Origin of the sequence: Formosa undariae, from assembly GCF_042427615.1 — a bacterium.
Classification (GTDB): Bacteria; Bacteroidota; Bacteroidia; order Flavobacteriales; family Flavobacteriaceae; genus Formosa; species Formosa undariae.
Window position 1 is genome coordinate 177,151 of record NZ_JBHMEZ010000012.1, and the last position, 24,065, is coordinate 201,215.

Here is a 24,065-nt window from a genome sequence, read left to right on the forward strand (position 1 = left end):
AGATTTTTTTTATCTTTTAAAGATGGTATTTAACAGTTTTGTGATATCGGCAGAAAGGTTTAAGAAATAACAAATCCCACCATATACTAATCCAATAATAGCAGACTTTAAACCAATATTTATAATCGGGTGGAATGAGAAATCCCAGAAATAAAACACAAAAGCAGTCGCCAGAATTAAAAGAAATACTTTAAACGTATTTTCTGAAAATGGCAGTATTCCAAATTTCTTATACACAAACAAAACCTTGATTACGTTATATAAAAATACCGAAATAAACGTAGCATACGCCGCACCATTTAAACCATAAAGAGGTATAAAAAGGATATTAAGTAATACGGAAATAGCAGCCAAAAACACACCTTGTATTAAGACGGTTCTATAGTAATCACTATTAAATAAAATGGAATTATTATTACCTAAAAGACTATCAAATAACTTCGCCAAGCCAATTAGAAAAACAACCAAAATACCGCTACCAAATTGTTCAGGTATCAACCGGTACAATTCATTAATATTAAGAATAATTAAAAGGTAAATAAAGCCACTTACGATTAATAAATTTAAAGACGATTTCTTATACAAATCCTTCAACCCCTCCTTATTCTTCTCATTCAAAAATTTAGCAGTCAACGGATTGGTAATTTGATGCATAGACCGTAAAGGCACACCAACAACAGAAGCAATATAAATCGCGACACTATAATACGCTACATTTTCGAGTATATTATAGAAACCAATCATGAATTTATCAATTTCTAAAATAACATTAGCTACAGATCCTGCTATTATTATTAAAGTTGTGTATTTTAAAATATTTATAAGATTCGCAGGTTTAGATAATTTAATTACTGGACGCTTAATACTAAATGCATAAATCATCATAACAAACGTACGTATCACATATACCAGTACGATATAAATAATGAGTTGATCTACCGTAATTATATCCAAATACAACACAAACAATAAAACCATGGTCCCTAACCTATGAAAGACTTCTTTCATAAAATTTCCGAAAACAGATTGCATTTGCACTTTCGCCCAAGAATAGAAGACTTCGAAATAGGCAAAAACGATAGCCGAAATATAAATAAGCCACACATAATCTTTTACCAACTCATTATCGTTTGCAATCCAGGTACTAATGGTGTCAAACGCGAAATACCCAATGGTACCAAATGGAATAATGATTACTAAAGGTAAAAACAGAATTAAGGTTAAAAAACTATTTTGAGACTGACGTGTTTTAAACGTGGAAAAGAATTTTATAATCGTGTTGTTTACACCAAAAGCCATTAACGGCATTAAAATATTTGCTGTAGACAGAATAAAAGTTATTAATCCAAAATATTCGTCACTTAAGAAACGTGTAAATAAAAACAACGTATTTATAGCTCCCAACCCGAAGCCCAAATAGGTTACGATCGTGTTTTTAATAGATTGATTTATAACAACTCCCATTATACTATTTTTGAAAGTGATTCGGTAAGTGAGCGCCTGCTATATTTCTGTAAACCGATGGGATGAGATTTTAATTCTCCCTTTTTAAAAGCCTCATAGTGCTGTAAAATCGTTTGTTTTAAGCGTGTATAATCTTCATACAAAAAGTATTGCCCTGTATTGGTTGATTTTAAGATATCCTCAACATCAGACTCCTCTGGTCCCAGAGCAATTATTGGTCTATTGGACACCATATATTCAAATAACTTCCCCGGAATAATACATTTAGTATCTTCAGAATCTATTTCAATAAGCAATAATAATTGTGATTGTTTCTGATATTTAATAGCTTCTGAATGCGACACATAACCAACATTATTAAAATAATTACCTAAACCCCAATCATGTATAGACTGTAAAACATCCATACCAATACTTCCTATAATATTAAGCTGAAAATCATTAGAAAAAGTTGAAATTTCTTTTTCTAATTCACTTAAAACTTGCCATAATATTTTAGGATTACGTTTAGAAAGCAAAGACCCAATATGTGATAAAGTAAACTTTTTATCTAATAAAAAATCTATTCTTTTCATGTCATCATAACCATTTGTAATTACATGAATAGGTTTAGTTGTTATCGCTTCAAACTCTACTTTAGTGGGATTACTTGTTACAATAATATGATCTGCAGCATTTAAAACCTGAGATTCCAATCGCTTATGTTTCGCCTCTGAAGCAACCGTCAATTTTAGTTCTTTATGATAGCCTATAGTGGTCCACGGATCACGAAAATCTGCAATCCATTTCAGACCAATCCGCTCTTTTAATTTTAAACCTATTAAATGTACACTATGTGGTGGACCTGTAGTAATTATAGTGTCTATGTTATTCTTCGAGATATAATTGTTTAATAAGGCCACAGAAGGTTTTACCCATGACTTTCTTGCATCTGGAATAAAAAAATTACCGCGAATATAAAGCATCAAACGCTCTATCCTACTCTGCTTAGTCTGTTCAGAAATAATCCCTTTACTAATCGTCGTTGCCTTTTTACCAGACAATAACTTTGCAAACTTATAAGGTTCGCTAATTGGTGACTTTAGAATCGTTAAATCTTCTGAAACGTCTTCAACTAAGCTCTCATCAACCAACGGATAATTTGCATTATCGGGAATAAAAACTATGGGATTTATATTAAATTCAGGTAAGTATTTTACAAATTTTAGCCATCGCTGAACACCAGGGCCTCCCGCAGGTGGCCAATAATAGGTTACGATAAGCACATTCTTTTTCATGGTATAACTCTAAAACTTAATCTACTTTGGTAGACCTATTTTTAAATCCGAAAAACAATCCTAATAAAATTAGAATACCTAATACAACTGAACTTGCAAGTGCGATTGTGCTTCCTTTTTTAACCACTGCTGGTTCAAATTTAAATTCTATAGTATGATTTCCTGCTGGTATATCTAAACCTCTCAATATATAATTCACACGCTCATGAGGCACTAAAGCATTATCAATATACGCATTCCATCCTTCGGAATAATAAATTTCTGAAAATACAGCAAAACCATTCTGAGTGTTACTAGATTTATATTTAATGTAATTAGGTTTATAATTTACAGCCTGAATTGAAGCTGTAGAGTCTATAACATTTTTAGTATATTTTATAGTTTTTGAAGTAGAAACCGCAACATGTCTTGTGTTTAAACTATCTAATTTTTGTATTTCCTGATTTGCAGATTCTAAAGTTTCTACACGATTTACAAACCAAGCATTACCATTAGCATCTGTGTTTTCGTACGGAAAATACGCGCCTTTATCATCCTGAGCAATAATATACTTTGTGTTTAACATGTTTAACACATTAATATTATTTTTAGAAATATAGAAATCGAATACTTCATTATATCGACCAAGTTTAGCCGCATGATAGCCATTTAGAGAATTGTGAAAATACGACGCTCTTGCCGCGCCAGAAGTCACATCGAATACTCTAAAATGGGTAGTGTCTTTTAAAATTTGTAAATCGGCACCATTCGCTTGAAACGGTTTATTTATTTGAGAAGCCGATTTAAAATCGTCGTTATTTACATAACGCTTATCAACGCCTATTAAATCAAAAAGAATTAAAGCCGCAAAGCAAACTACAACTAGAGTTTCAGACATCTTTTTCTTTAAAAACAGAAACACGACTCCTCCAGACAGCAATACAAAAATCAATGTTCTTAATGTATCATTAGTAAACATAGTAGCACGATCTGCACGAATAGCATCAATAAATTCAGGTCCGTAATTCTGAGCATAATATCCATCGTTTCCTCCAACAAAATCAAATAATGTCGATTTTACTAATAATAAAAGCACGGCCAAACCAGCCGTTATACCTACAGTATATTTAAAGCTCTTAAGTTTCTCTTCATTAGAAACTGTAGGTTTAAAAAGCTCTACTAATCCAAAGATTCCTAAAATTGGGATACATAATTCCAATAGTACTTGAATAGAACTTACCGCTCTAAACTTATTATACATCGGTACATAATCGATAAATAAATCTGTTAATATTCCGAAATTTTTTCCAAAAGATAATAATAATGAAAACACAGTTCCACCAACTAACCACCATTTTAAACGCCCTTTTACTAGAAATAAACCCAGGAAGAATAAGAACAAAATTACAGCACCTACATATGCTGGAGCCTCTACTATAGGTTGAATTCCCCAATACGTTGGCGTTTGTTTTACAATTTCCCTAGCCTGAACCGGTGTAGCTCCACGTTTTAAATTAAACTGATAATATTCAGAATCGACACCTACATCTTCATGACTTCCTCCTCCAAAAATTCGAGGAATAAAAAGGTTTAATGCTTCTAGTTTTCCATAACTATATTCTGTAATGTATGCTTTATCTAACCCCGTAGAAACGGCTTTTGGAGAACCATCGGCATTAATAGTCAGTTCACTTTGACCTCGCGTACTTTCTTTTACATATTCCTGAGTCGCTAAAATATTTGTAGCATTTAGGCCTATAGATAAGATTACAGCTACCACTAGTATCCCTACTGCTTTAAAAAACTCAGGCAGTTCTTTTTTCTGATAGGCATCTACTAAATAAGACACGCCTAAAATCAATACCAGAAGCATTAAATAATAAGTCATTTGATAATGGTTAGCCACCAATTCTAATCCCATGGCCACAGTAGTGAGCAGAAATCCAGCAATATATTTTCGTTGAAAAGTGAGTAAAATACCGCTTAAAACTAACGGCATATATGCAATAGCATGGGCTTTACTATTATGCCCTACTCCAAGTATAATAATTAAATAGGTAGAAAAACCAAATGCCAAAGCCCCCAAAGCGGCGAGTTTAAAATTGACTTTTAATGTCAGTAGAAGGATATAAAATCCTATAAGATATAGAAATAGATAGTCGGCTGGTCTTGGTAAGAACCGAATCGTTAAATCTAATTTTTTAATGTAATTATGCGGATATTTTGCACCAAGCTGATAGGTTGGCATTCCACCAAAAGCACTATTGGTCCAATACGTTTCTTCTCCGGTTTGGGCTTTAAAGTCCTTTTGTTGTTTAGACATCCCAATATAATGCATGATGTCGCTCTGAAAAATTTCTTTTCCTTTTAAAACGGGACTAAAATAGGCTAATGAAATAATTACAAAACCTAAAAATACTAATAAATGTGGTAGAAATTTTTTAACTGAAAATGACATGAAAATGTGTTAAACTTAGATTCCGAAAATTAATCAATTTCTTCGTAATCTACATATTCACCTACATTTTTATTTGAAGTTTCTTGTTTTGGTATTTTATCTATGACAACTTCCCCCTCTGGTGGAGCTTGTTGACGCTTTTGCTGATTAGCATTAAATTGTGAACCGAATTTTTGTTCTGCCTTTTTTACGAAAAATTGCATAATAACAGGAGCGAATAATCTCAAAAGGATCTTTCCCCCAAACCAAATCAGTAGTATTATTAATATTGTTCTCATTAAACCTGTTGCCGAGGCATATTGAAGCATAGTTAGTATTTTAGGCAAAAATACAATTCTTATATTTTAAAATGAATTGTAAATTGATAAAAAAAATATAAAATCTCTATATTTGGAGGCTAGATCACAAACTACTTTATCCATGAAAACTTATTTAGCCATAATTATATGTGCCATCCCTGCATTTGTTTTCGGACAATATACAGATGTTATCAATTCCAATAGACCTGGAGCCTCTAAAAGTGCATATTCCGTAGGAGTAAACGTAATACAATTTGAAGCTGGTCCTTATTATATAAAAGAAAACCATGTCCCTTTAGACTATGAAATTAGTGGTGGTGGTGTAGATTTTGCTGCCCGTTATGGATTAATTTGGGAACCGTTAGAAATTATTGTAGATGGAACCTTTCAAGGAGACACCTATAGTGATAGCCGTTCATTAATTGAAGATGAATACTCGCGTTCTAATTTTAAAACTTTATCTGTTGGTGCTAAATATTTACTTTACGATCCTTACAAAAACGCACATCTAGATAAACCTAATCTTTACAGTTGGAAGGCAAACAATAGTTTTAAATGGAGCCGATTAATTCCTGCAGTATCTGTGTATGCTGGTGCAAATTACGACACCGATCTCAATCCATATACACCACAGGGTATTGAAGGTTTTAGCCCTAAAGTAGAGATAATGACTCAAAATAACTTTGTAAGCGGTTGGGTATTAATAATGAATTTATCTAAAAACAGAATAGGAATGAAAGACGCCAATGACCAGGATGCTTCAGACCTTCAGTATATTTTTACATTAACTCATAGTTTCGGTAAAAAATGGGTGGCCTTTGGAGAGTATCAAGGTATAAAAAGTAATTTTTATGCAGATGATTTATTTCGTTTAGGGGGTGCTTATTTAGTCAGCAAAAACCTACAATTGGATACAGCTGCTACATTCAATATAAAAGATACCCCTACAGTTTTCAGTGTTAATTTTGGAGCGTCTTACAGAATTGACTTTCATAAGGACAAAGAGACTCAAGAAAATGACGCATTTCCGACAAATAATAAGGCGAAGAAAAATAAAAAATCTGAAGGCGAATATTATAAATTTGGAGAAGACGAAGATACCGCGCCTACAGAATATAAAATGGATAATTAAAAATTGTAATTGTTTTACTCTTACCGATAAAATTTCACTCAGTAAAAATTAATTGAATTCTAGAAATCATTAAATGATTACACTAAAAGAAGTAATAACAAAAAAAGAACTTAAGGCTTTTGTAAAATTCCCATTCGAAATTTACAAAGGATCTCCGTATTGGGTACCGCCAATTATTTCGCAAGAAATGGAAGTTTTTAATAAGGAAACCAATCCCGTTTTTATGGATGCCGATGCAAACCTGTTTGTAGCCCTTAAAAACAATAAAATAGTGGGTAGGATCGCTGTAATAATAAATAAACTAGACCTTAAACAATCTAATAACAAAGTCCGTTTTGGTTGGTTTGATACGATTGACGATGTTGAAGTTAGTAGAGCATTACTAGAAAAGGTTAACGCTATTGGAAAAAAAAATAATTTAGAATATATGGAAGGGCCTATTGGTTTTTCTAACCTTGATAAAGTTGGTGCATTAACCGAAGGTTACGACCAAATGGGTTCGATGATAACTTGGTATAATTATCCGTATTATGTCGAGCATTTACTAAATTTAGGGATGGTTCAGGAGAAAGAATATCAGGAGAACAAATTTCCTTTTGCTAATGTAAAACCAGAGTTCTTTTATCGCATAAATAACTTGGTTAAAAAACGTTATGGTTTACGTCCGTTAAATTTCACTAAAACAAAAGACATGTTGCCTTACGTCGATCAGATGTTCGACCTTTTCAACAAAAGTTATTCAGAATTGTCTTCATTTGTTGAAATTACAGAAGTACAGAAAGCCTATTTTAAGAAAAAATTCATCTCCTTTATAAATCCTGAGTTTATAAAATTCGTTATGGATGAAGATGATAATATGGTGGCCTTTGCCGTTGTGATGCCTTCATTTGCAGAAGCACTTCAAAAAGCAAACGGCAAACTGTTCCCGCTTGGGTTTTATCATTTATTGAAAGCAAAGAAAGAATGTAAGACTGTTTCCTTCTATTTAATTGGCGTAGATCCCAAATACAAAAACAAAGGAGTTACAGCCATTATATTTAATGAATACTACGAAACATTAAAACCTATGGGTATTGAAAATTGTATTAGAACACCAGAGTTGGAAGAAAATTTCGCTTCACATCAAATTTGGAAACATTTTGAATCCACAACCTATAAGCGAAGAAAAACATTTCGCAAAGACTTAGTTTAGTCATAAGACAAAAAAAATCCGAAACTTTTAAAGTTTCGGATTTTTTTTATCATGTAATAAACAAATATCTATTCCATTGCAGCTGCAACAGAGGCTGATAAACGTTTGTACGTTCCATTTTCTAATCGTGAACGAATAGCTTCAAAAGCGTCTAACGTTTCATTCACATCTTGAATATTATGAGTCGCAGTAGGGATTAGTCTTAATAAGATTAATCCTTTTGGAATTACAGGATAAACTACTATTGAACAGAAAATTCCGTAATTTTCACGTAAGTCTTTCACTAGAGCCATAGCTTCAGGAATACTACCTTTTAAATATACTGGAGTTACACAACTTTGCGTCGTACCAATATCGAAACCACGAGATTTTAATCCTGACTGTAAAGCATTTGTATTTTCCCAAAGTTTAGCTTTAAGTTCAGGCATGGTTCTAAGCATATCTAAACGTTTTAAAGCACCTGCTACCAATTGCATTTGCAACGATTTAGCAAACATTTGAGAACGTAAATTATATTTTAAATAATCTATAATTTCTTTATCAGCAGCAATAAACGCTCCTGTACTTGCTAAAGATTTAGCAAAAGTTGCAAAATAGACATCAATTCCATCTTGTACACCTTGCTCCTCACCTGCTCCAGCACCAGTTTTACCTAATGTACCAAAACCATGAGCATCATCGACTAAAAATCTGAAGTCATACTTTTCTTTTAAAGCAACAATTTCTTTTAAACGACCTTGTTCTCCACGCATTCCAAATACACCTTCAGAAATCACTAAAATTCCTCCTCCAGTATGTTCAGCCATTTTCGTAGCACGATCTAGATTTTTTTCTAGACTTTCAATGTCATTGTGTTTATAAGTAAAACGTTTCCCCATATGTAAACGAACACCATCAATAATACAGGCATGTGCATCTACATCGTAAACAATAATGTCGTCTTTAGATACTAAAGCATCAATAGTAGACAACATCCCTTGGTAACCAAAGTTTAACAAATAAGCAGACTCTTTACTTACAAATTCAGCCAACTCATTTTGTAACTTTTCATGAAGATCTGTGTGTCCAGACATCATCCTTGCTCCCATTGGATAAGCCGAACCATAAGCGATTCCTGCCTCCGCATCTGCTTTTCTTACTTCTGGATGATTTGCCAACCCTAAGTAATCATTTATACTCCATGTAATTACATCCTTACCTTGGAACTTCATTCTGTTAGATATTTCTCCTTCAATTTTAGGAAAAACGAAATAACCTTCTGCTTGAGATGCCCATTTTCCTAAAGGTCCTTTATCCTTATATATTTTTTCAAATAAATCTTTCATTTAAGCTACTAATATTATGTTATGCAAAATTAGCCATTTTTGACATTATGGCATAATAATTTTAAACTCTGTTGTTAACAAACTTAATAACAAAGCACAGTGTTTCTTTAATTGAAAATACTGTGCTTGGCTATCATTATTTTATATATTGAATTCCCTGAACCGACTCGACATTAACACTATCAAAAAAGCCTTGTTCATTCATCCATTTATCACTGTAAATTTTACTCATATAACGCGAACCGTGATCAGGAAAAATCACGACTACAACATCGTTTTTAGAGAATTTTTTAACTTTACCTAATTGTAATATCGCTTGCATCGCTGCTCCGGATGTATATCCTACAAACAAGCCTTCGCTCTTAGCAATTTGTCTTGCTGTATGTGCGCTTTCTTCGTCTGTTACTTTTACAAACTCATCAATAATATCAAAATCCGTTGCTGTTGGTATTAAGTTTTTCCCCAAACCTTCGATACGATACGGATAAATTTCCTTTTCATCGAACACTTTTGTTTCATGAAATTTTTTCAATACCGATCCAAAAGCATCTACACCTACAATTTTTATATTTGGATTCTGTTCTTTTAAATACTTTGCTGTTCCCGAAATGGTTCCTCCTGTACCACTACAAGCCACTAAATGCGTAATCTTTCCTTCGGTTTGTTTCCAAATTTCGGGTCCGGTTGATAAATAATGTGCATCAATATTTAATTGATTAAAATACTGATTTATGTAAACAGATCCTTTAATTTCCTCATGCAATCGTTTAGCAACCTCGTAATACGATCTTGGGTCGTCTGCACTTACATTTGCTGGGCAAACATAAACTTTAGCTCCCATTGTTTTTAGCATATCAATCTTATCTGCCGAAGATTTAGAACTCACTGCTAAAATACAATCATATCCTTTAATAATACTAACCATAGCAATACTAAATCCTGTATTACCTGAAGTTGTTTCTATAATGGTGTCACCAGGTTTTAATAAACCTTGCTTTTCGGCTTGCTCTATAATATAAAGTGCAATTCTATCTTTAGAAGAATGACCCGGATTAAAAGCTTCTACTTTTGCATAAAAATCACCATTAATTTGAGACGTAATTTTATTTAGTTTGATTAAAGGAGTATTTCCAACTAAATCCAATACGTTATCAAAAACTTGATTTTTATGTTCCATATATACTATTTAAAAGCTACTTTCTAATTGAATAAAATAACTAAAACCTGACAAAAATAAGCATTTTTTTTTACTTATGAGGTAATCCCTTCCAATTCCAACAGAAACACATATTCTAACGCCACTTCTTTTAAACTTTCGAATCGGCCTGAAGCCCCTCCATGCCCTGCTTCCATATCTGTTTGAAACAGCAATAAATTAGCATCTGTTTTAACGTCTCTTAACTTAGCTACCCATTTTGCAGGTTCCCAATATTGTACTTGAGAATCGTGCAATCCTGTGGTGACTAACATGTTTGGATAGGCTTGTGCTTTTACATTATCGTAAGGCGAATACGATTTCATATAATTATAATAGTCTTCTTCATTTGGATTTCCCCACTCGTCATATTCTCCAGTCGTTAACGGAATGGTGTCATCTAACATCGTCGTTACCACATCTACAAAAGGAACGGCTGCCAAAACACCGTGATACAATTCTGGATTCATATTAACAATTGCTCCCATTAATAAACCTCCAGCAGAGCCACCATAGGCATACATATGTCTAACGGACGTATAATTTTCACTAATTAAATGCTTTGTACAATCTATAAAGTCATGAAACGTATTTAGCTTGGTTAATAATTTACCGTTTTCGTACCAATCTCTACCCAAATATTCCCCGCCTCGAATATGTGCGATCGCATAAATAAATCCGCGATCTAATAAACTTAATCGGATCGCAGAAAAATAAGGATCAATTGTAGAACCATAAGAACCGTACGCATATAGTAACAACGGATTCTCTCCATTCATTTCTAATCCTTTTTTATGCACCAATGTAACAGGTACTTTTACGCCATCGCGTGCAGTGGCCCAAACACGCTCGGAGGTATAATTATCTTTATCAAATGTTCCTCCTAAAACCTGCTGTTCTTTCTTAACCTCTTTAGCTTTTGTTTTGAAATTATAATCGATAACAGAACTTGGTGTGGTTAAAGAATTGTAACTATAACGCAATACATCACTGTCAAAATCAGGATTACTTCCGGTATTTGCCGTATAAGTCTCACTGTCGAAAGGTAAATAATAATCTTCGGTACCATCCCAGCTTATTATACGAATATTGTTTAATCCGTTTTCGCGCTCGCTAACAACCAAATAGTCTTTAAAAATTTCAATATCTTCTAAAAGCACATCTTTACGGTGTGGTAAAACTTCTTCCCAATACGCTTTCTCAGTTTGGATTTCGTTGGTTTTTAAAAGCTTAAAATTAGTTGCACCATCGGCATTGGTAATCACGTAAAAACTATCTTTATAATGTGCAATTGCATAATCGAGTTCACGAATACGTTCTTGAAATATTTTAAACTCTTCGTCTGGAGTATCCGCATTTACAAATCTATATTCTGATGTTAATGTACTAGCAGAGCCAATTACAATAAATTTATCCGATTTTGTTTTGTAAACAAAAGTGTTATATGTTTCATCGTCTTCATGAAACACCTCTACATCATCGATATTTTCATGTAATTTATGCTTGTATACTTTGTCCGAACGTAACGTAACTTCATCTTTACGTGTGTAAAAAATGGTTTTATTATCGTTTGCCCAAGTCGCACTTCCAGTTGTATTTAGAATTTTGTCTTCATAAACTTCACCTGTTACTAAGTTTTTAACTTGGAGTGTATATTGTCGTCTACTCACCGTATCTGTAGAAAACGCGACTAAAGTATTATCTTCACTAATAGAAATTCCTCCTAATTTAAAATAGGAAAAATCTTTAGCCATCTCATTACAGTCGAATAAAATCTCTTCGTCTGCTTCTAAAATGTCTTTCTTTCGCGTGTATATGGGATAGTCTTTACCTATTTCGTAACGTGTTATATACCAATACCCATTTAGCTTATAAGGAACAGACTCATCGTCTTCCTTAATTTTCGACTTCATTTCTTCAAACAAATCTTTCTGAAATTGTTCGGTATGAGCCATTTTTTGCTTGGTATACTCATTCTCAGCATTCAAATACGCAATAACGTCTTCATCTTCCCTTTCGTTTAACCAAAAATAATTATCGATTCTGACATCGTTATGAGCAATTAACTCTTTTGGACTTTTTTTCGCTATTGGTGGTTGAATATCTTTTTTCAAATGATTATAATTTATTCTTGATTTTAACTGTCAAAAGTATAAAAATTAAATAATTTTGTATTGAATTTTAAAATATTAAAAATATGTTTGGAGACCTAATGGGTATGATGGGAAAACTAAAAGAAACCCAACAAAAAGTTGAAGACACGAAAAAGCGATTAAACTCTGTTTTAATTGACGAACAAAGTAACGACGGGAAATTAAAAATCACATTAACTGCGAATAGAGAAATTAAATCTATTGATGTAGCTGAATCTTTACTTCAAGATAAAGAAGAACTTGAAGATTATTTAATTTTAACCTTAAATAAAGCTATTGAAAAAGCATCTGCTATTAATGACGCAGAATTAGCTGCCGTTGCGAAAGACGGTATGCCTGATATTCCTGGAATGGATATGTTTAAATAATTTACTTGAATAAAAGACAAAAAAAAGGAAGCTAAATTTTAGCTTCCTTTTTTTATTATATATTGAATTTGAAATTAAAGCGCTTCTCGCTTTGCTTTCTTTTCTTCTTTTATTTCTTGCAAACGTTCTAATAAAGCTCCACCAATCCAATAAGGAACAACAAATGTTAATAAAAATACCATCAACCAAAAGCCCATGGTTAAAATAGTTAAAAATGCTAAAAAGCCTAAATATTGGTCGAATTCGAACATAATCGGTGTGTGTTTCTAAATTATAGTTGTCGCAAATATAGATTAAATGCTTTTTTTATACAATAGCATTTAAAATAAATCTTAAAAGTTTTTAAATTATTTTGAATCCGGCTGCGGTGTCATTCTTAAATATGGCTTAATTTCTTTAAACCCTTTTGGAAAAATACCTGGAATATCTTTTGTTTCTATACTTGGTGACACGACGCAATCGTCTCCATTCTTCCAGTTTGCTGGTGTGGCAACTTGATGATACGCTGTTAATTGCAATGAATCGATAACACGTAATAGTTCGTCGAAATTACGTCCCGTGGACGCTGGATAGGTAATTATAAGTTTTACTTTTTTATCTGGATCGATTACAAATACAGATCGCACCGTTAATTTATTATTTGCATTTGGGTGAATCATATCATATAACTCAGATACCTTATGATCTTCGTCGGCAATAATTGGAAAATTAACAGTAGTGTTTTGCGTTTCATTAATGTCCTTAACCCAACCTTTGTGAGACTCTAATCCGTCGACACTTAAAGCCACAACCTTTACATTACGTTTATCAAATTCGCCTTTATATTTTGCAACGGTACCTAATTCGGTTGTGCAAACTGGCGTGTAATCTGCTGGGTGTGAAAATAAAATTCCCCAACTATCCCCTAACCATTCATGAAAATTAATATCGCCTTCGGTAGATTTTGCTGTAAAATTTGGAGTAATGTCTCCTAATCGTATTGTTGACATAATTATTTAAATTTAGTGATTAATAAATGTCTACTAATTTAATAGGTTTATAGAAGATATTCAACTAACTAATCTTAAGTTTATCATAAATTTTAGTTATTAAAAATATACCTATTAAGAATAAAAAGAAGTTGAAAATTGTTAAATTTGTTACTCATTAAATTATAATAAAATGGACTATCGTATAGAAAAAGACACCATGGGCGAGGTTAAAGTGCCTGCGGATAAACTTTGGGGAGCACAAACAGAACGTTCTCGTAACAACTTCAAAATAGGCCCATCGGCTTCGATGCCTTTAGAAATTGTTTACGGGTTTGCATATTTGAAAAAAGCTGCGGCTTATTCAAATTGTGAATTAGGTGTGCTTTCAGAAGAAAAACGTGATTTAATAGGACAAGTTTGCGATGAAATATTAGAAGGACAACATGACGATCAATTTCCTTTAGTGGTTTGGCAAACGGGTTCTGGTACACAAAGTAACATGAACGCTAACGAGGTAATTGCTAACAGAGCACACCAACTTGCAGGAAAAGTTATTGGAGAGGGTGAAAAAACCATTCAGCCTAACGATGATGTTAATAAATCTCAGTCGTCTAACGATACGTTCCCTACCGGAATGCATATTGCTGCGTACAAGAAAATTGTAGAAAACACAATTCCTGGCGTTACTCAACTTCGCGATACGCTTCTAAAAAAATCTGAAGAATTTAAAAGCGTTGTTAAAATTGGACGTACACACTTAATGGATGCAACACCGCTTACATTAGGTCAAGAGTTTTCAGGATATGCAGCTCAATTAAGTTACGGGTTAAAAGCATTAAACAATACACTACCTCACTTAAGCGAATTGGCTTTAGGAGGAACTGCTGTGGGTACAGGTTTAAATACTCCAAAAGGATATTCTGAAAACGTAGCCGGATATATCGCAGAATTTACAGGTCTTCCTTTTATTACTGCAGAAAACAAATTTGAAGCTTTAGCTGCTCACGATGCTATTGTAGAATCTCATGGGGCATTAAAGCAATTGGCTGTGTCTTTAAACAAAATCGCTAACGATGTTAGAATGATGGCTTCTGGACCACGAAGTGGAATTGGAGAAATTATTATCCCAGCTAACGAACCTGGAAGTTCTATTATGCCTGGTAAAGTTAATCCTACGCAATGTGAAGCTTTAACTATGGTTTGTGCTCAAGTAATTGGTAACGATGTGGCTATTTCTATGGCTGGAGCTCAAGGACATTACGAACTTAATGTGTTTAAGCCTATTATGTCTGTTAACTTCTTACAATCTGCTCAACTTATTGGAGATGCTTGTGTAAGTTTCGATATTCATTGTGCTGCTGGTATTGAGCCAAATTATCCAAAAATTAAAGAATTATTAAACAGTTCTTTAATGCTTGTTACCGCTTTAAATACAAAAATAGGCTATTATAAATCTGCTGAAATTGCAAATACAGCTCATAAAAATGGTACAACTCTTAAAGAAGAGGCTGTAAATTTAGGATATGTTACTGCTGAAGAATATGACGCTTGGGTAAAACCAGAAGACATGATTGGAAGTTTATCATAACCCCATTATAACTGAAATTAAAAATCCCATATCATTCAATGATATGGGATTTTTTTGATTTCAAAATCTCAGAAATTTATATTTTCTGAATCTCACTTAGAATAGTGTCTTACTTTTCGTTTTTAGATTTAGGTTCCTGTTTTGGTGCTGCTGATGGTTTTTCAGCCAATTCGAATAAATCAAGGTAGGCTTGACCCAAATACGAGATAACATCTGAGGCAATCAGACTTTGATAGCCTTTAAATTCGATAGCTATGTCTGCCGATTTTCCATGTAAATACATTCCAAAACATGTGGCCTCTAAAGCCGTATAACCTTGCGCCAGCAAGCCTGTTATTACACCTGTTAGCACATCTCCTGAACCAGCAGTTGCTAACCCAGGGTTTCCAGTCGAATTTATATATAATTTATCCTGATAAACAGCTATAGAATTCGCTCCCTTTATAAGAACTAATACTTTATATTTCTTTGCAAAAGCTTTTGTTTTCTTCAGCTTATCGAAATCATCTTCCCACGCCCCTATTAAGCGTTCTAATTCTTTAGGATGCGGTGTTAGTATGCTATCTTCCTTTAAATATTTCAGTAATTTATTGTTTTTAGAGAGGCTATTTAATCCATCAGCATCAATAACCAACGGCACTGTATTCGATTTTAAGAATGTTTCAAAAGCATCTAAAGTCTTTTCGTCTGTACCTAAACCAACCCCTATTCCAATACTGGTTGGTTTAATATTAAAATCAATATTTGTAATCTTTTCTTCATCTAAATCGGTAATAACCATAGCTTCAGGAAATGCCGCCTGTAAAGGTATATATCCACATTTAGGTGTAAATGCAGTTACCAATCCTGCTCCCGATGCCAAAACTGCGCGACTAGCTAATTGAACCGCTCCTATTTTTCCGTAACTCCCACCAATAATTAAGGCGTGACCAAATTCACCTTTATGAGAAAATTTACCACGTTGTTTATACATGGGTAAAACATCCAATTTACCTAAAATATGCGCTTCGGTTTCTGTATCCTGCAAATACTGTGTATCAATTCCTATATCAAGAGCCTCCCATTGATCTACATATTTGGAAGTTTCTGGTAAGAAAAAAGCTAATTTAGGCGTTTGAAAACTTAAAATAAGACTGGAAAACACCACTGCATCTTCATGTTTGGGCACACGGTCCGTAAATAATCCCGAAGGAATATCTACTGAAACTGTTAATGCTTTCGATGCTTTAAAATGTTTAAATAAATTAACTACCCAGTTACTTATTGGACGATTTAATCCTACTCCAAAAATAGCATCGACAATTATATCTTGATCAGAAATTAGAGGAAGATCATCGCCATCATGAATAGATATAGGCCAATCTTTCGTAGTTCCTTTTAAACGCTCGTAATTTATTAGAAAGTCCTGAGACCGCTTATCACTAAAATCAACAATAAATGTTTTAACATTATAGCCGTGCGTAATTAAATGCCTAGCTAAAACCAATCCATTTCCTCCGTTATTTCCTATACCACAAAAAACTAGAATAGGCACAGGAGCACCCTGAAGACGAGCATCTAACCAATTAAACAGGCTAATTCCTGCACGCTCCATGAGATCTGCAGAGCTTATATTTTGTTTTTTAATAGTTAATCTATCACCTTCATAGATTTGTTCTTTAGAAAATATTTTCATCGTTAATTATTTTATAAAAATCATTATAGATTATTCAGTTAAACAGAATTAAAATGGTTTTAAACAAACGATTTAAGCGTAACAGTAAATAATCTGCAAAAAATTATAATACATTTTTTTATAACAGTAAAAGTAATACATTTGAGAAGTTTAGTAGTAGAAAATGCAAAATACAGAATATACAATTCAATTAATTTCTAGACCAACAATCGTTGGTAGCATTGCTATGATTATTATTTCTGTTACAAACATTATTACCCCTTGGGGTAATTAATTATATATCTTCCGTCCATACAAGTTGTAATTTTATGTTACAATACTCAAACAATAAGCTATTAAATTTATACAATCTACTTTAAAATGAAAGTATTAAAATTCGGAGGAACATCTGTAGGGTCCTCAAAAAACATAACCAACGTCGTATCTATCTTAACCAATTATGCCAAAACAGATAAGGTTATTTGTGTGGTTTCTGCTGTTGGCGGCGTTACCGATAAATTATTAGAAGCCGGACAATTAGCACAGTCTAAAAACAGTGCGTATGCAGACGCTTTTTCAAACATAAGAACCATTCATTTAAATATTATTAAGGAATTAATTCCGACTAATAATGACGCCGTTTTAGAAGAGGTTGAAACACGATTAGGAGCTTTAAAAAACCTATTAGACGGTATTTTCTTAATAAACGAATTATCGCCTAAAACTTCGGATAAATTAGTGAGTTATGGTGAATTATTATCATCTTTCATTATCGCTGAGACTTTAAAAAGTAAGGGTGCAAATGCCGAACGTAAAAACAGTCAGGAATTAGTTACTACCAATTCCAACTTTACAAAAGCAGAAGTAAACTACAGCATTACAAATAAAAACGTTCAAGACTATTTTAAAGATAGTACGTTCGATATTACAATCTTACCTGGATTTATTTCTAAATCGATAACTGGAGAAATCACAACATTAGGTCGTGGTGGTTCAGACTTTACTGCGGCTATTGTTGCGGCGGCTTTAAAAGTAGATCAATTAGAAATTTGGACAGATGTTAGTGGTATGTATACAGCAAACCCTAAAATGGTGAAACAAGCACTGCCTATAGATAAATTATCTTATCAAGAAGCAATGGAATTGTCTCATTTTGGTGCGAAAGTATTATATCCTCCAACGGTTCAACCTGTATTAAGTCTACAAATTCCTATTCATATAAAAAACACCTTAGAACCGGATGCTGTTGGAACTATTATTTCTAAAGATGGAAGTAATGTAAACAATGCCGCTAAAGGAATTACTAATATTAGTAATGTAGCTTTACTTACGCTTCAAGGAAACGGAATGGTTGGAATCCCAGGATTCTCTAGACGTTTGTTCCAAACCTTAGCTCAAGAAAAAATAAATGTCATTTTAATTACTCAAGCGTCTTCAGAACATTCTATCTGTTTTGGAATTGATGAAAAAGATGCTATTTCGGCTAAATCTGCAATAGATACTGAATTTGAAAACGAAATTTCTCTAAACAAAATAGATCCTATTCTTGTAGAAAGTAATTTATCTATTATCGCGCTTATTGGTGATAGTATGAAAAGTCATCAAGGTATTAGCGGAAAAATGTTTAGTGCTTTAGGAAAAAACAACATTAATATTAGAGCTATCGCTCAAGGGGCATCAGAGCGTAATATCTCTGCAATTATCGCACAAAAAGATATTAAGAAAGCTTTAAATATTTTACACGAAGTCTTCTTTGAAGGTAACACTAAACAACTTAATGTGTTTATCACAGGAGTTGGAAATGTTGGAGAACGTTTGGTTGAACAAATTAAACAACAACGTAAATATTTAAAAGAAAATTTAAAAATCAATCTTCGTGTTGTCGGATTATCGAACTCTAGAAAAATGATTTTTAATGATGAAGGTTTATCATTAAAAAACTGGAAAGAACAATTAGCTAACGAAGGTGAAGATGCAACGTTAGAAGGTTTTTACGAGTCTATTAAAAATCTAAACTTACGTAATAGTGTATTTGTAGATGTTACTGCGAACAAAGATGTTGCCGACTTATACGCAAAATACCTAAAAGAAAGCATAGCTGTGGTTGCGTGTAATAAAATCGCATGTTCTAGTAAATTAGAAAAGTATAAAGAATTAAAGCAATTATCTTATAAATACAATGCACCGTATTTATTTGAAACGAATGTTGGTGCAGGTTTACCTGTAATTGATACTTTAAATAACTTAATCGCTTCAGGAGATAAAGTAACCTCTATCCAAGCCGTATTATCAGGAAGTCTAAACTTTGTGTTTAATAACTTTAACGATACGACTAAATTTTATGATGTTGTAAAACAAGCAGCTGCCGAAGGTTACACAGAACCAGATCCACGTATTGATTTAAGTGGTGTAGATGTCGCTAGAAAAATATTAATTCTTGCTCGTGAAAGTGGTACCGAAATGGATTTAGAAGACATAGAAAACACTTCATTTTTATCTGAAGCTGGTGAAAAGAGTGATACTGTAGACGATTTCTACCAAACATTAATTGCGGACGAAGCACATTATCAAAAGTTATACGCTTCAGCGAAAGCAAATAACAGTCAGCTAAAATATGTAGCCGAGTTTAATAACGGTGAAGCTAAAGTAGGATTAAAAGAAATTCCTGAAGGTCACCCGTTCTATAATTTAGAAGGAAAAGACAATATCGTTATGTTTTACACACAACGTTATCCAGAGCAGCCTATGATTATTAAAGGTGCTGGTGCTGGAGCAGATGTTACTGCTTCTGGATTATTTGCCGACATAATACGTATAGGAAACAACTAATTTAATATCAAAAGACAATTTTTATCTACAGATATAAATGAAGTTGTCGCTTTAGAACTTATGAATGAAATAAGAATATTTTCGCCTGCCACTGTAGCAAACGTCTCTTGCGGTTTCGATGTTCTAGGCTTTTGCTTAGATAGTATTGGCGATGAGATGGTGATTAGAAAAACCGATAAAAAAGGAATCTTTATCACTAAAATTGAAGGTTACGATTTACCGTTTGAAGCAGAAAAAAACGTTGCTGGAGTATCTGCTCTAGCTATGTACGAAGATGCTAAACCAGATTTTGGTTTCGAAATAGAAATATATAAAAACATTAAACCTGGAAGTGGCGTTGGTAGTAGTTCTGCTAGCGCCGCAGGTAGTGTTTACGGTATGAATGAATTATTAGGGAAACCTTATAATAATACAGAATTATCTTACTTCGCGATGAAAGGTGAAGCTTTAGCAAGTCAAAGTGAACATGCCGATAATATTGCTCCTGCCCTATTTGGAGGTTTCACTTTAGTAAAAAGTGTATCGCCTTTAGAGATCTTAGAAATCCCTACACCAGATAATTTATATGCGACAATTATTCACCCGCAAATAGAAATTAAAACATCTGAAGCGCGTGCAATATTACCAAAAGAAGTGGCTTTAAAAGATGCCATTTCGCAATGGGCAAATGTAGGGAGTTTAATCCACGGATTGCATACTAGCAACTACGGATTAATCGAACGTTCGCTACATGACTCTATTGTAGAACCACACAGAAGCAAACTCATTCCCTTATACAATGAGGTGAAAATTGCAGCAAAAACCGCAGGTGCTTTAGGTAGCGGAATTTCAGGTTCAGGCCCATCTATATTCTCGCTTTGCGAAGGAATTGATGCCGCTAAAAAAGTAGAGCAAGCCATACGTAAAGTATATGCCAACAGCGAAATTGAATTCGATACCTATGTATCTAAAATTAATGCTGAAGGCATGAAAATACTAAATTAACACAAACAAAAAAGCTAAGAAAAAAACCAAAACAAACGCTATGAATTATTTTAGTTTAAACAAAACAGCTCCAAATACAACGTTCAAGGATGCTGTAATTAAAGGACTTGCCCCAGATAGAGGGTTATATTTTCCTGAAACAATAACACCGTTACCGGAATCCTTTTTTAAGAACATCGATAACCTTTCACATTCAGAAATTGCTTTCGAAGCAATAAAACAATTCGTGTCTCCTGAAATTCCGGAAGCCGATTTAAAAAAGATTGTTGAAGACACTTTATCTTTCGATTTTCCGATTGTAGAACTAAATAAAAACATTTCATTTTTAGAGTTATTTCATGGTCCAACCATGGCTTTTAAAGATGTAGGTGCGCGTTTTATGGCACGTTGTTTAAGTCATTTTTCTAAAGATGATGCAAAACAAGATGTTACGGTTTTAGTAGCTACCTCAGGTGATACTGGAGGTGCTGTAGCTCATGGATTTTTAGGCGTTGAAGGCGTAAAGGTTGTTATTCTTTACCCAAGTGGGAAGGTGAGTGATATTCAAGAAAAGCAATTAACAACTTTAAAGAAAAACATTACTGCTTTAGAAGTTGATGGAACGTTCGACGATTGTCAGGATATGGTTAAACAAGCATTTTTAGATGCTGAATTAACGGACCATATGAAATTAACATCAGCGAATTCAATTAACGTAGCGCGTTGGTTGCCTCAATTATTTTACTTTATGTTTGCTTATAAAGCACTTCATAAAAAACACGACAATTTAGTATTTTCTATCCCTAGCGGAAACTTCGGAAATGTATGTGCAGGTATGATGGCGCAACAATTAGGTTTACCTATCAAGCATTATATCGCATCGAACAACGAAAATAACGTGGTGACAAGATATTTAGAATCAGAAAATTATGATGTAAAACCATCGGTACAGACCATTTCTAACGCTATGGATGTTGGAAACCCTAGTAATTTTGTAAGAATTCAAGAAATCTATAAAAACGATTTTAGTCTTTTAAAAGAAAATTTATCGTCTTACAGTTTCACAGATGAAGAAACTAAAGTCGCGATGAAAGAAATTTACAACGACTACAGTTACGTTGCAGATCCACATGGTGCAGTTGGTTATTTGGGTGCTAAAAATTATGTTGCTTCACATCCAGAAGTGCATTGTGTTTGTTTAGAAACAGCACATCCAACAAAATTTTTAGATGTAGTAGGTGAAGTAATTCCAGAAAACATCGCCCTTCCTGCTCAAATTTTAGCGGTAATGGACAAAAAGAAAAAATCTATAAAAGTTAGCACGTATACCGAATTAAAACAATATCTTTTGAATCGCTAAGAAAAACCTATTCAATTTAAAAAAAATGGCCATAACCAGAGATGATGTTATGGCCATTTTTTATTTCCACAACCACCACTCTGCTTTAAACCTAAATTAATATCTCCATCGTTTTTCTCCCATAAATTATAAATACGGAGAGTATAAACTGTCCATTTCATAATCATTATATCGGGCAACAGAAGTTACAAATCGTAAATGAGGTCTTGCCCAAATATCTCCACCGCCAGTAGGCACTAAAACAGAAGATATACTTAATTTAGTCATACTAGCAAAGGGGTTCTCGCCATCTTTTCTTTGAGAATAGTAAAGTTAGACTAATAAATAAAAATAGTCTATAACAAAAAATTCATTTCGAGAACCTACAGTAAAATCGATTTTTACGATTATACGTTTGTTTTCCAAAATAGATTAATTACATGAGCTCCAACCAATCTTATCCTTAAAATACTAAATCCATTAAAAACATATCTGTCTATAACATTTAATACCGTATCATTAACAAGCGCCAAAGAATACGCACTTTTAAAGTTTAAAGACTCATTTGGCGCAACATACGTCCGTCTCGATTTACAAACATCTATCGTCTCTACTGATACTTCCATTTTCGTATTGTAAGATAAAGTCAAAAGAGTCCGTCTTCATCTTATTGAAGTCTCTACAATAACCACCAACGATTGCTATCCAAGCCTTTATATTTAACTGTATTTTATATTCTGAGCCCCTTTAAAACAGATAAATTTCAATACTTTTGTGCAACAATCAATTTAAAGTAAATGAAAAATACAGCATTAACAGCTACACACGAAGCTCTAGGAGCGAAAATGGTTCCTTTTGCGGGATACAATATGCCAGTTCAATATGATGGTGTAAATATAGAGCACGAAACGGTTAGAAAATCGGTTGGTATCTTTGATGTAAGTCATATGGGAGAATTCTTAATTGAAGGCCCAAACGCTTTAGCTTTAATTCAGAAAGTAAGTAGTAACGATGCTACAAAACTAACTATTGGAAAAGCACAATATAGTTATTTACCTAACGACGATGGTGGTGTTGTAGACGATTTACTAATTTATAAGCTAAAGGAGGAAACATACCTTTTAGTTGTTAATGCGAGTAATATTGAAAAGGATTGGAATTGGATTTCTTCTAAAAATAATGTAGGTGCAGAGATGCGTGATTTAAGTGCAGACTATTCTCTTTTAGCCATTCAAGGGCCAAAAGCTATCGAAGCAATGCAACCGCTTACGAGTCGTGATTTATCGGGAATTAAATTTTATAATTTTGAAGTTGGAGATTTTGCAGGTATAGAGAACGTAATCATTTCTGCTACTGGATACACAGGAAGTGGTGGTTTCGAAATTTACTGTAAAAATAGCGAAGCGAAACAAATTTGGGATAAAGTTGTTGAAGCTGGCGCAAAACCAATCGGACTTGCGGCACGTGATACATTACGTTTAGAAATGGGCTATTGCTTATATGGAAATGATATAAACGACACAACGTCTCCTTTAGAAGCAGGCTTAGGATGGGTGACAAAATTCACTAAAGAATTTACAAATTCTGAAGCTTTATTAGCGCAGAAAACGGAAGGTGTTAAAAATAAATTAGTTGCTTTTACATTAGACGAACGTGGTATTCCTCGTCACGATTACGATATCGTAGATAATGATGGAAACAAAATTGGAGTTGTAACTTCAGGAACCATGTCTCCTTCTTTAGGAATTGGGATTGGTTTAGGTTATGTTCCTAAAGATTTTGCTGTAGTAGATGGTAAAATAAACATTCAAATTCGTAAAAAAGCAATTCCTGCTACTGTTGTAAAATTACCATTTTACAAAGGATAAAATAGAGTCAC

General features: G+C 33.4%; 19 protein-coding genes and 1 pseudogene. 8 read left to right on the plus strand and 12 right to left on the minus strand.

Annotation, left to right across the window (positions count from 1 at the left end):
- Nucleotides 1–9: 9 nt before the first annotated feature.
- The 4 genes from ACFFVB_RS11815 to ACFFVB_RS11830 are packed head-to-tail and all read right to left on the minus strand — an operon-like array spanning nucleotide 10 to nucleotide 5,486.
- Nucleotides 10–1,464, minus strand: a complete 1,455-nt coding sequence (locus ACFFVB_RS11815) for an oligosaccharide flippase family protein (protein WP_382383026.1) — start codon at nucleotides 1,462–1,464, stop codon at nucleotides 10–12.
- The gene (locus tag ACFFVB_RS11820) at nucleotides 1,464–2,741 is read right to left on the minus strand and encodes a glycosyltransferase family 4 protein (RefSeq protein ID WP_382383028.1); all 1,278 of its coding nucleotides are present in this window, start codon (nucleotides 2,739–2,741) and stop codon (nucleotides 1,464–1,466) included. Before ACFFVB_RS11820 ends, ACFFVB_RS11815 begins: the two co-directional genes overlap by 1 nt.
- A 16-nt stretch (nucleotides 2,742–2,757) precedes the next feature.
- Nucleotides 2,758–5,178, minus strand: coding sequence for a YfhO family protein (locus tag ACFFVB_RS11825; RefSeq protein ID WP_382383030.1), 2,421 nt, complete (start codon nucleotides 5,176–5,178; stop codon nucleotides 2,758–2,760).
- Between the two features lie 29 nt (nucleotides 5,179–5,207).
- Entirely contained in the window at nucleotides 5,208–5,486 is a 279-nt protein-coding gene (locus ACFFVB_RS11830; protein ID WP_382383032.1) for a DUF4834 family protein, read from the minus strand.
- A gap of 112 nt (nucleotides 5,487–5,598) precedes the next feature.
- On the opposite strand from ACFFVB_RS11830, the gene ACFFVB_RS11835 reads away from it, so the two are divergent.
- Both ACFFVB_RS11835 and ACFFVB_RS11840 read left to right on the plus strand, forming a co-directional pair.
- The gene (locus ACFFVB_RS11835; protein WP_382383034.1) at nucleotides 5,599–6,609 is read left to right on the plus strand and encodes a transporter; all 1,011 of its coding nucleotides are present in this window, start codon (nucleotides 5,599–5,601) and stop codon (nucleotides 6,607–6,609) included.
- 73 nt (nucleotides 6,610–6,682) lie between these two features.
- A complete protein-coding gene (locus tag ACFFVB_RS11840; protein ID WP_382383036.1) occupies nucleotides 6,683–7,801 on the plus strand; it encodes a GTP cyclohydrolase in 1,119 nt (372 codons plus the stop codon).
- A 68-nt stretch (nucleotides 7,802–7,869) separates the two neighbouring features.
- Here ACFFVB_RS11840 and capB read toward each other — a convergent pair whose 3' ends face one another.
- From capB to ACFFVB_RS11855, 3 genes are all read right to left on the minus strand, one after another.
- Complete coding sequence (gene capB / locus ACFFVB_RS11845; RefSeq protein WP_382383038.1) at nucleotides 7,870–9,126, minus strand: cysteate-C-fatty acyltransferase; 1,257 nt, start codon at nucleotides 9,124–9,126, stop codon at nucleotides 7,870–7,872.
- A gap of 136 nt (nucleotides 9,127–9,262) precedes the next feature.
- Complete coding sequence (gene capA / locus ACFFVB_RS11850; RefSeq protein ID WP_382383040.1) at nucleotides 9,263–10,303, minus strand: cysteate synthase; 1,041 nt, start codon at nucleotides 10,301–10,303, stop codon at nucleotides 9,263–9,265.
- A 74-nt stretch (nucleotides 10,304–10,377) separates the two neighbouring features.
- The gene (locus ACFFVB_RS11855) at nucleotides 10,378–12,435 is read right to left on the minus strand and encodes a S9 family peptidase (protein ID WP_382383042.1); all 2,058 of its coding nucleotides are present in this window, start codon (nucleotides 12,433–12,435) and stop codon (nucleotides 10,378–10,380) included.
- An 83-nt stretch (nucleotides 12,436–12,518) separates the two neighbouring features.
- Between ACFFVB_RS11855 and ACFFVB_RS11860 the strand changes: the two genes are divergently transcribed.
- Complete coding sequence (locus tag ACFFVB_RS11860; RefSeq protein WP_382383044.1) at nucleotides 12,519–12,842, plus strand: YbaB/EbfC family nucleoid-associated protein; 324 nt, start codon at nucleotides 12,519–12,521, stop codon at nucleotides 12,840–12,842.
- 74 nt (nucleotides 12,843–12,916) lie between these two features.
- Here the strand turns inward: ACFFVB_RS11860 and ACFFVB_RS11865 are convergent, their stop codons facing one another.
- Nucleotides 12,917–13,093 (minus strand): ATP synthase subunit B family protein, encoded by a 177-nt coding sequence (locus tag ACFFVB_RS11865; protein ID WP_382383046.1) that lies wholly within the window; start codon nucleotides 13,091–13,093, stop codon nucleotides 12,917–12,919.
- Nucleotides 13,094–13,189: 96 nt separating this feature from the next.
- Nucleotides 13,190–13,831, minus strand: a complete 642-nt coding sequence (locus tag ACFFVB_RS11870) for a peroxiredoxin (protein ID WP_382383047.1) — start codon at nucleotides 13,829–13,831, stop codon at nucleotides 13,190–13,192.
- Between the two features lie 172 nt (nucleotides 13,832–14,003).
- Here ACFFVB_RS11870 and fumC point away from each other — a divergent pair, with 172 nt between their 5' ends.
- A complete protein-coding gene (fumC, locus tag ACFFVB_RS11875) occupies nucleotides 14,004–15,401 on the plus strand; it encodes a class II fumarate hydratase (protein WP_382383049.1) in 1,398 nt (465 codons plus the stop codon).
- A gap of 109 nt (nucleotides 15,402–15,510) precedes the next feature.
- Here the strand turns inward: fumC and ACFFVB_RS11880 are convergent, their stop codons facing one another.
- Nucleotides 15,511–17,076, minus strand: a complete 1,566-nt coding sequence (locus ACFFVB_RS11880) for an NAD(P)H-hydrate dehydratase (protein WP_382383050.1) — start codon at nucleotides 17,074–17,076, stop codon at nucleotides 15,511–15,513.
- Nucleotides 17,077–17,436: 360 nt separating this feature from the next.
- Here ACFFVB_RS11880 and thrA point away from each other — a divergent pair, with 360 nt between their 5' ends.
- Genes thrA through thrC form a run of 3 tightly spaced genes read left to right on the plus strand, consistent with a single transcriptional unit; the run spans nucleotide 17,437 to nucleotide 22,207 of the window.
- Nucleotides 17,437–19,884 (plus strand): bifunctional aspartate kinase/homoserine dehydrogenase I, encoded by a 2,448-nt coding sequence (gene thrA, locus ACFFVB_RS11885; protein ID WP_382383052.1) that lies wholly within the window; start codon nucleotides 17,437–17,439, stop codon nucleotides 19,882–19,884.
- A gap of 60 nt (nucleotides 19,885–19,944) precedes the next feature.
- Nucleotides 19,945–20,868, plus strand: a complete 924-nt coding sequence (locus tag ACFFVB_RS11890) for a homoserine kinase (protein ID WP_382383054.1) — start codon at nucleotides 19,945–19,947, stop codon at nucleotides 20,866–20,868.
- 40 nt (nucleotides 20,869–20,908) lie between these two features.
- Nucleotides 20,909–22,207 carry a threonine synthase gene (thrC, locus tag ACFFVB_RS11895; RefSeq protein WP_382383056.1) on the plus strand — a complete coding sequence of 433 codons (1,299 nt, stop codon included), beginning with the start codon at nucleotides 20,909–20,911 and terminating at the stop codon, nucleotides 22,205–22,207.
- 126 nt (nucleotides 22,208–22,333) lie between these two features.
- Here the strand turns inward: thrC and ACFFVB_RS11900 are convergent.
- Together ACFFVB_RS11900 and ACFFVB_RS11905 are read right to left on the minus strand one after the other, a co-directional pair.
- Nucleotides 22,334–22,495, minus strand: a pseudogene (locus tag ACFFVB_RS11900) (carbohydrate porin); the annotation flags it as partial.
- A 98-nt stretch (nucleotides 22,496–22,593) separates the two neighbouring features.
- Nucleotides 22,594–22,812, minus strand: a complete 219-nt coding sequence (locus tag ACFFVB_RS11905) for a hypothetical protein (RefSeq protein ID WP_382383057.1) — start codon at nucleotides 22,810–22,812, stop codon at nucleotides 22,594–22,596.
- Between the two features lie 171 nt (nucleotides 22,813–22,983).
- Between ACFFVB_RS11905 and gcvT the strand changes: the two genes are divergently transcribed.
- Complete coding sequence (gcvT, locus tag ACFFVB_RS11910) at nucleotides 22,984–24,054, plus strand: glycine cleavage system aminomethyltransferase GcvT (RefSeq protein WP_382383058.1); 1,071 nt, start codon at nucleotides 22,984–22,986, stop codon at nucleotides 24,052–24,054.
- The last annotated feature ends 11 nt before the right edge of the window (nucleotides 24,055–24,065 follow it).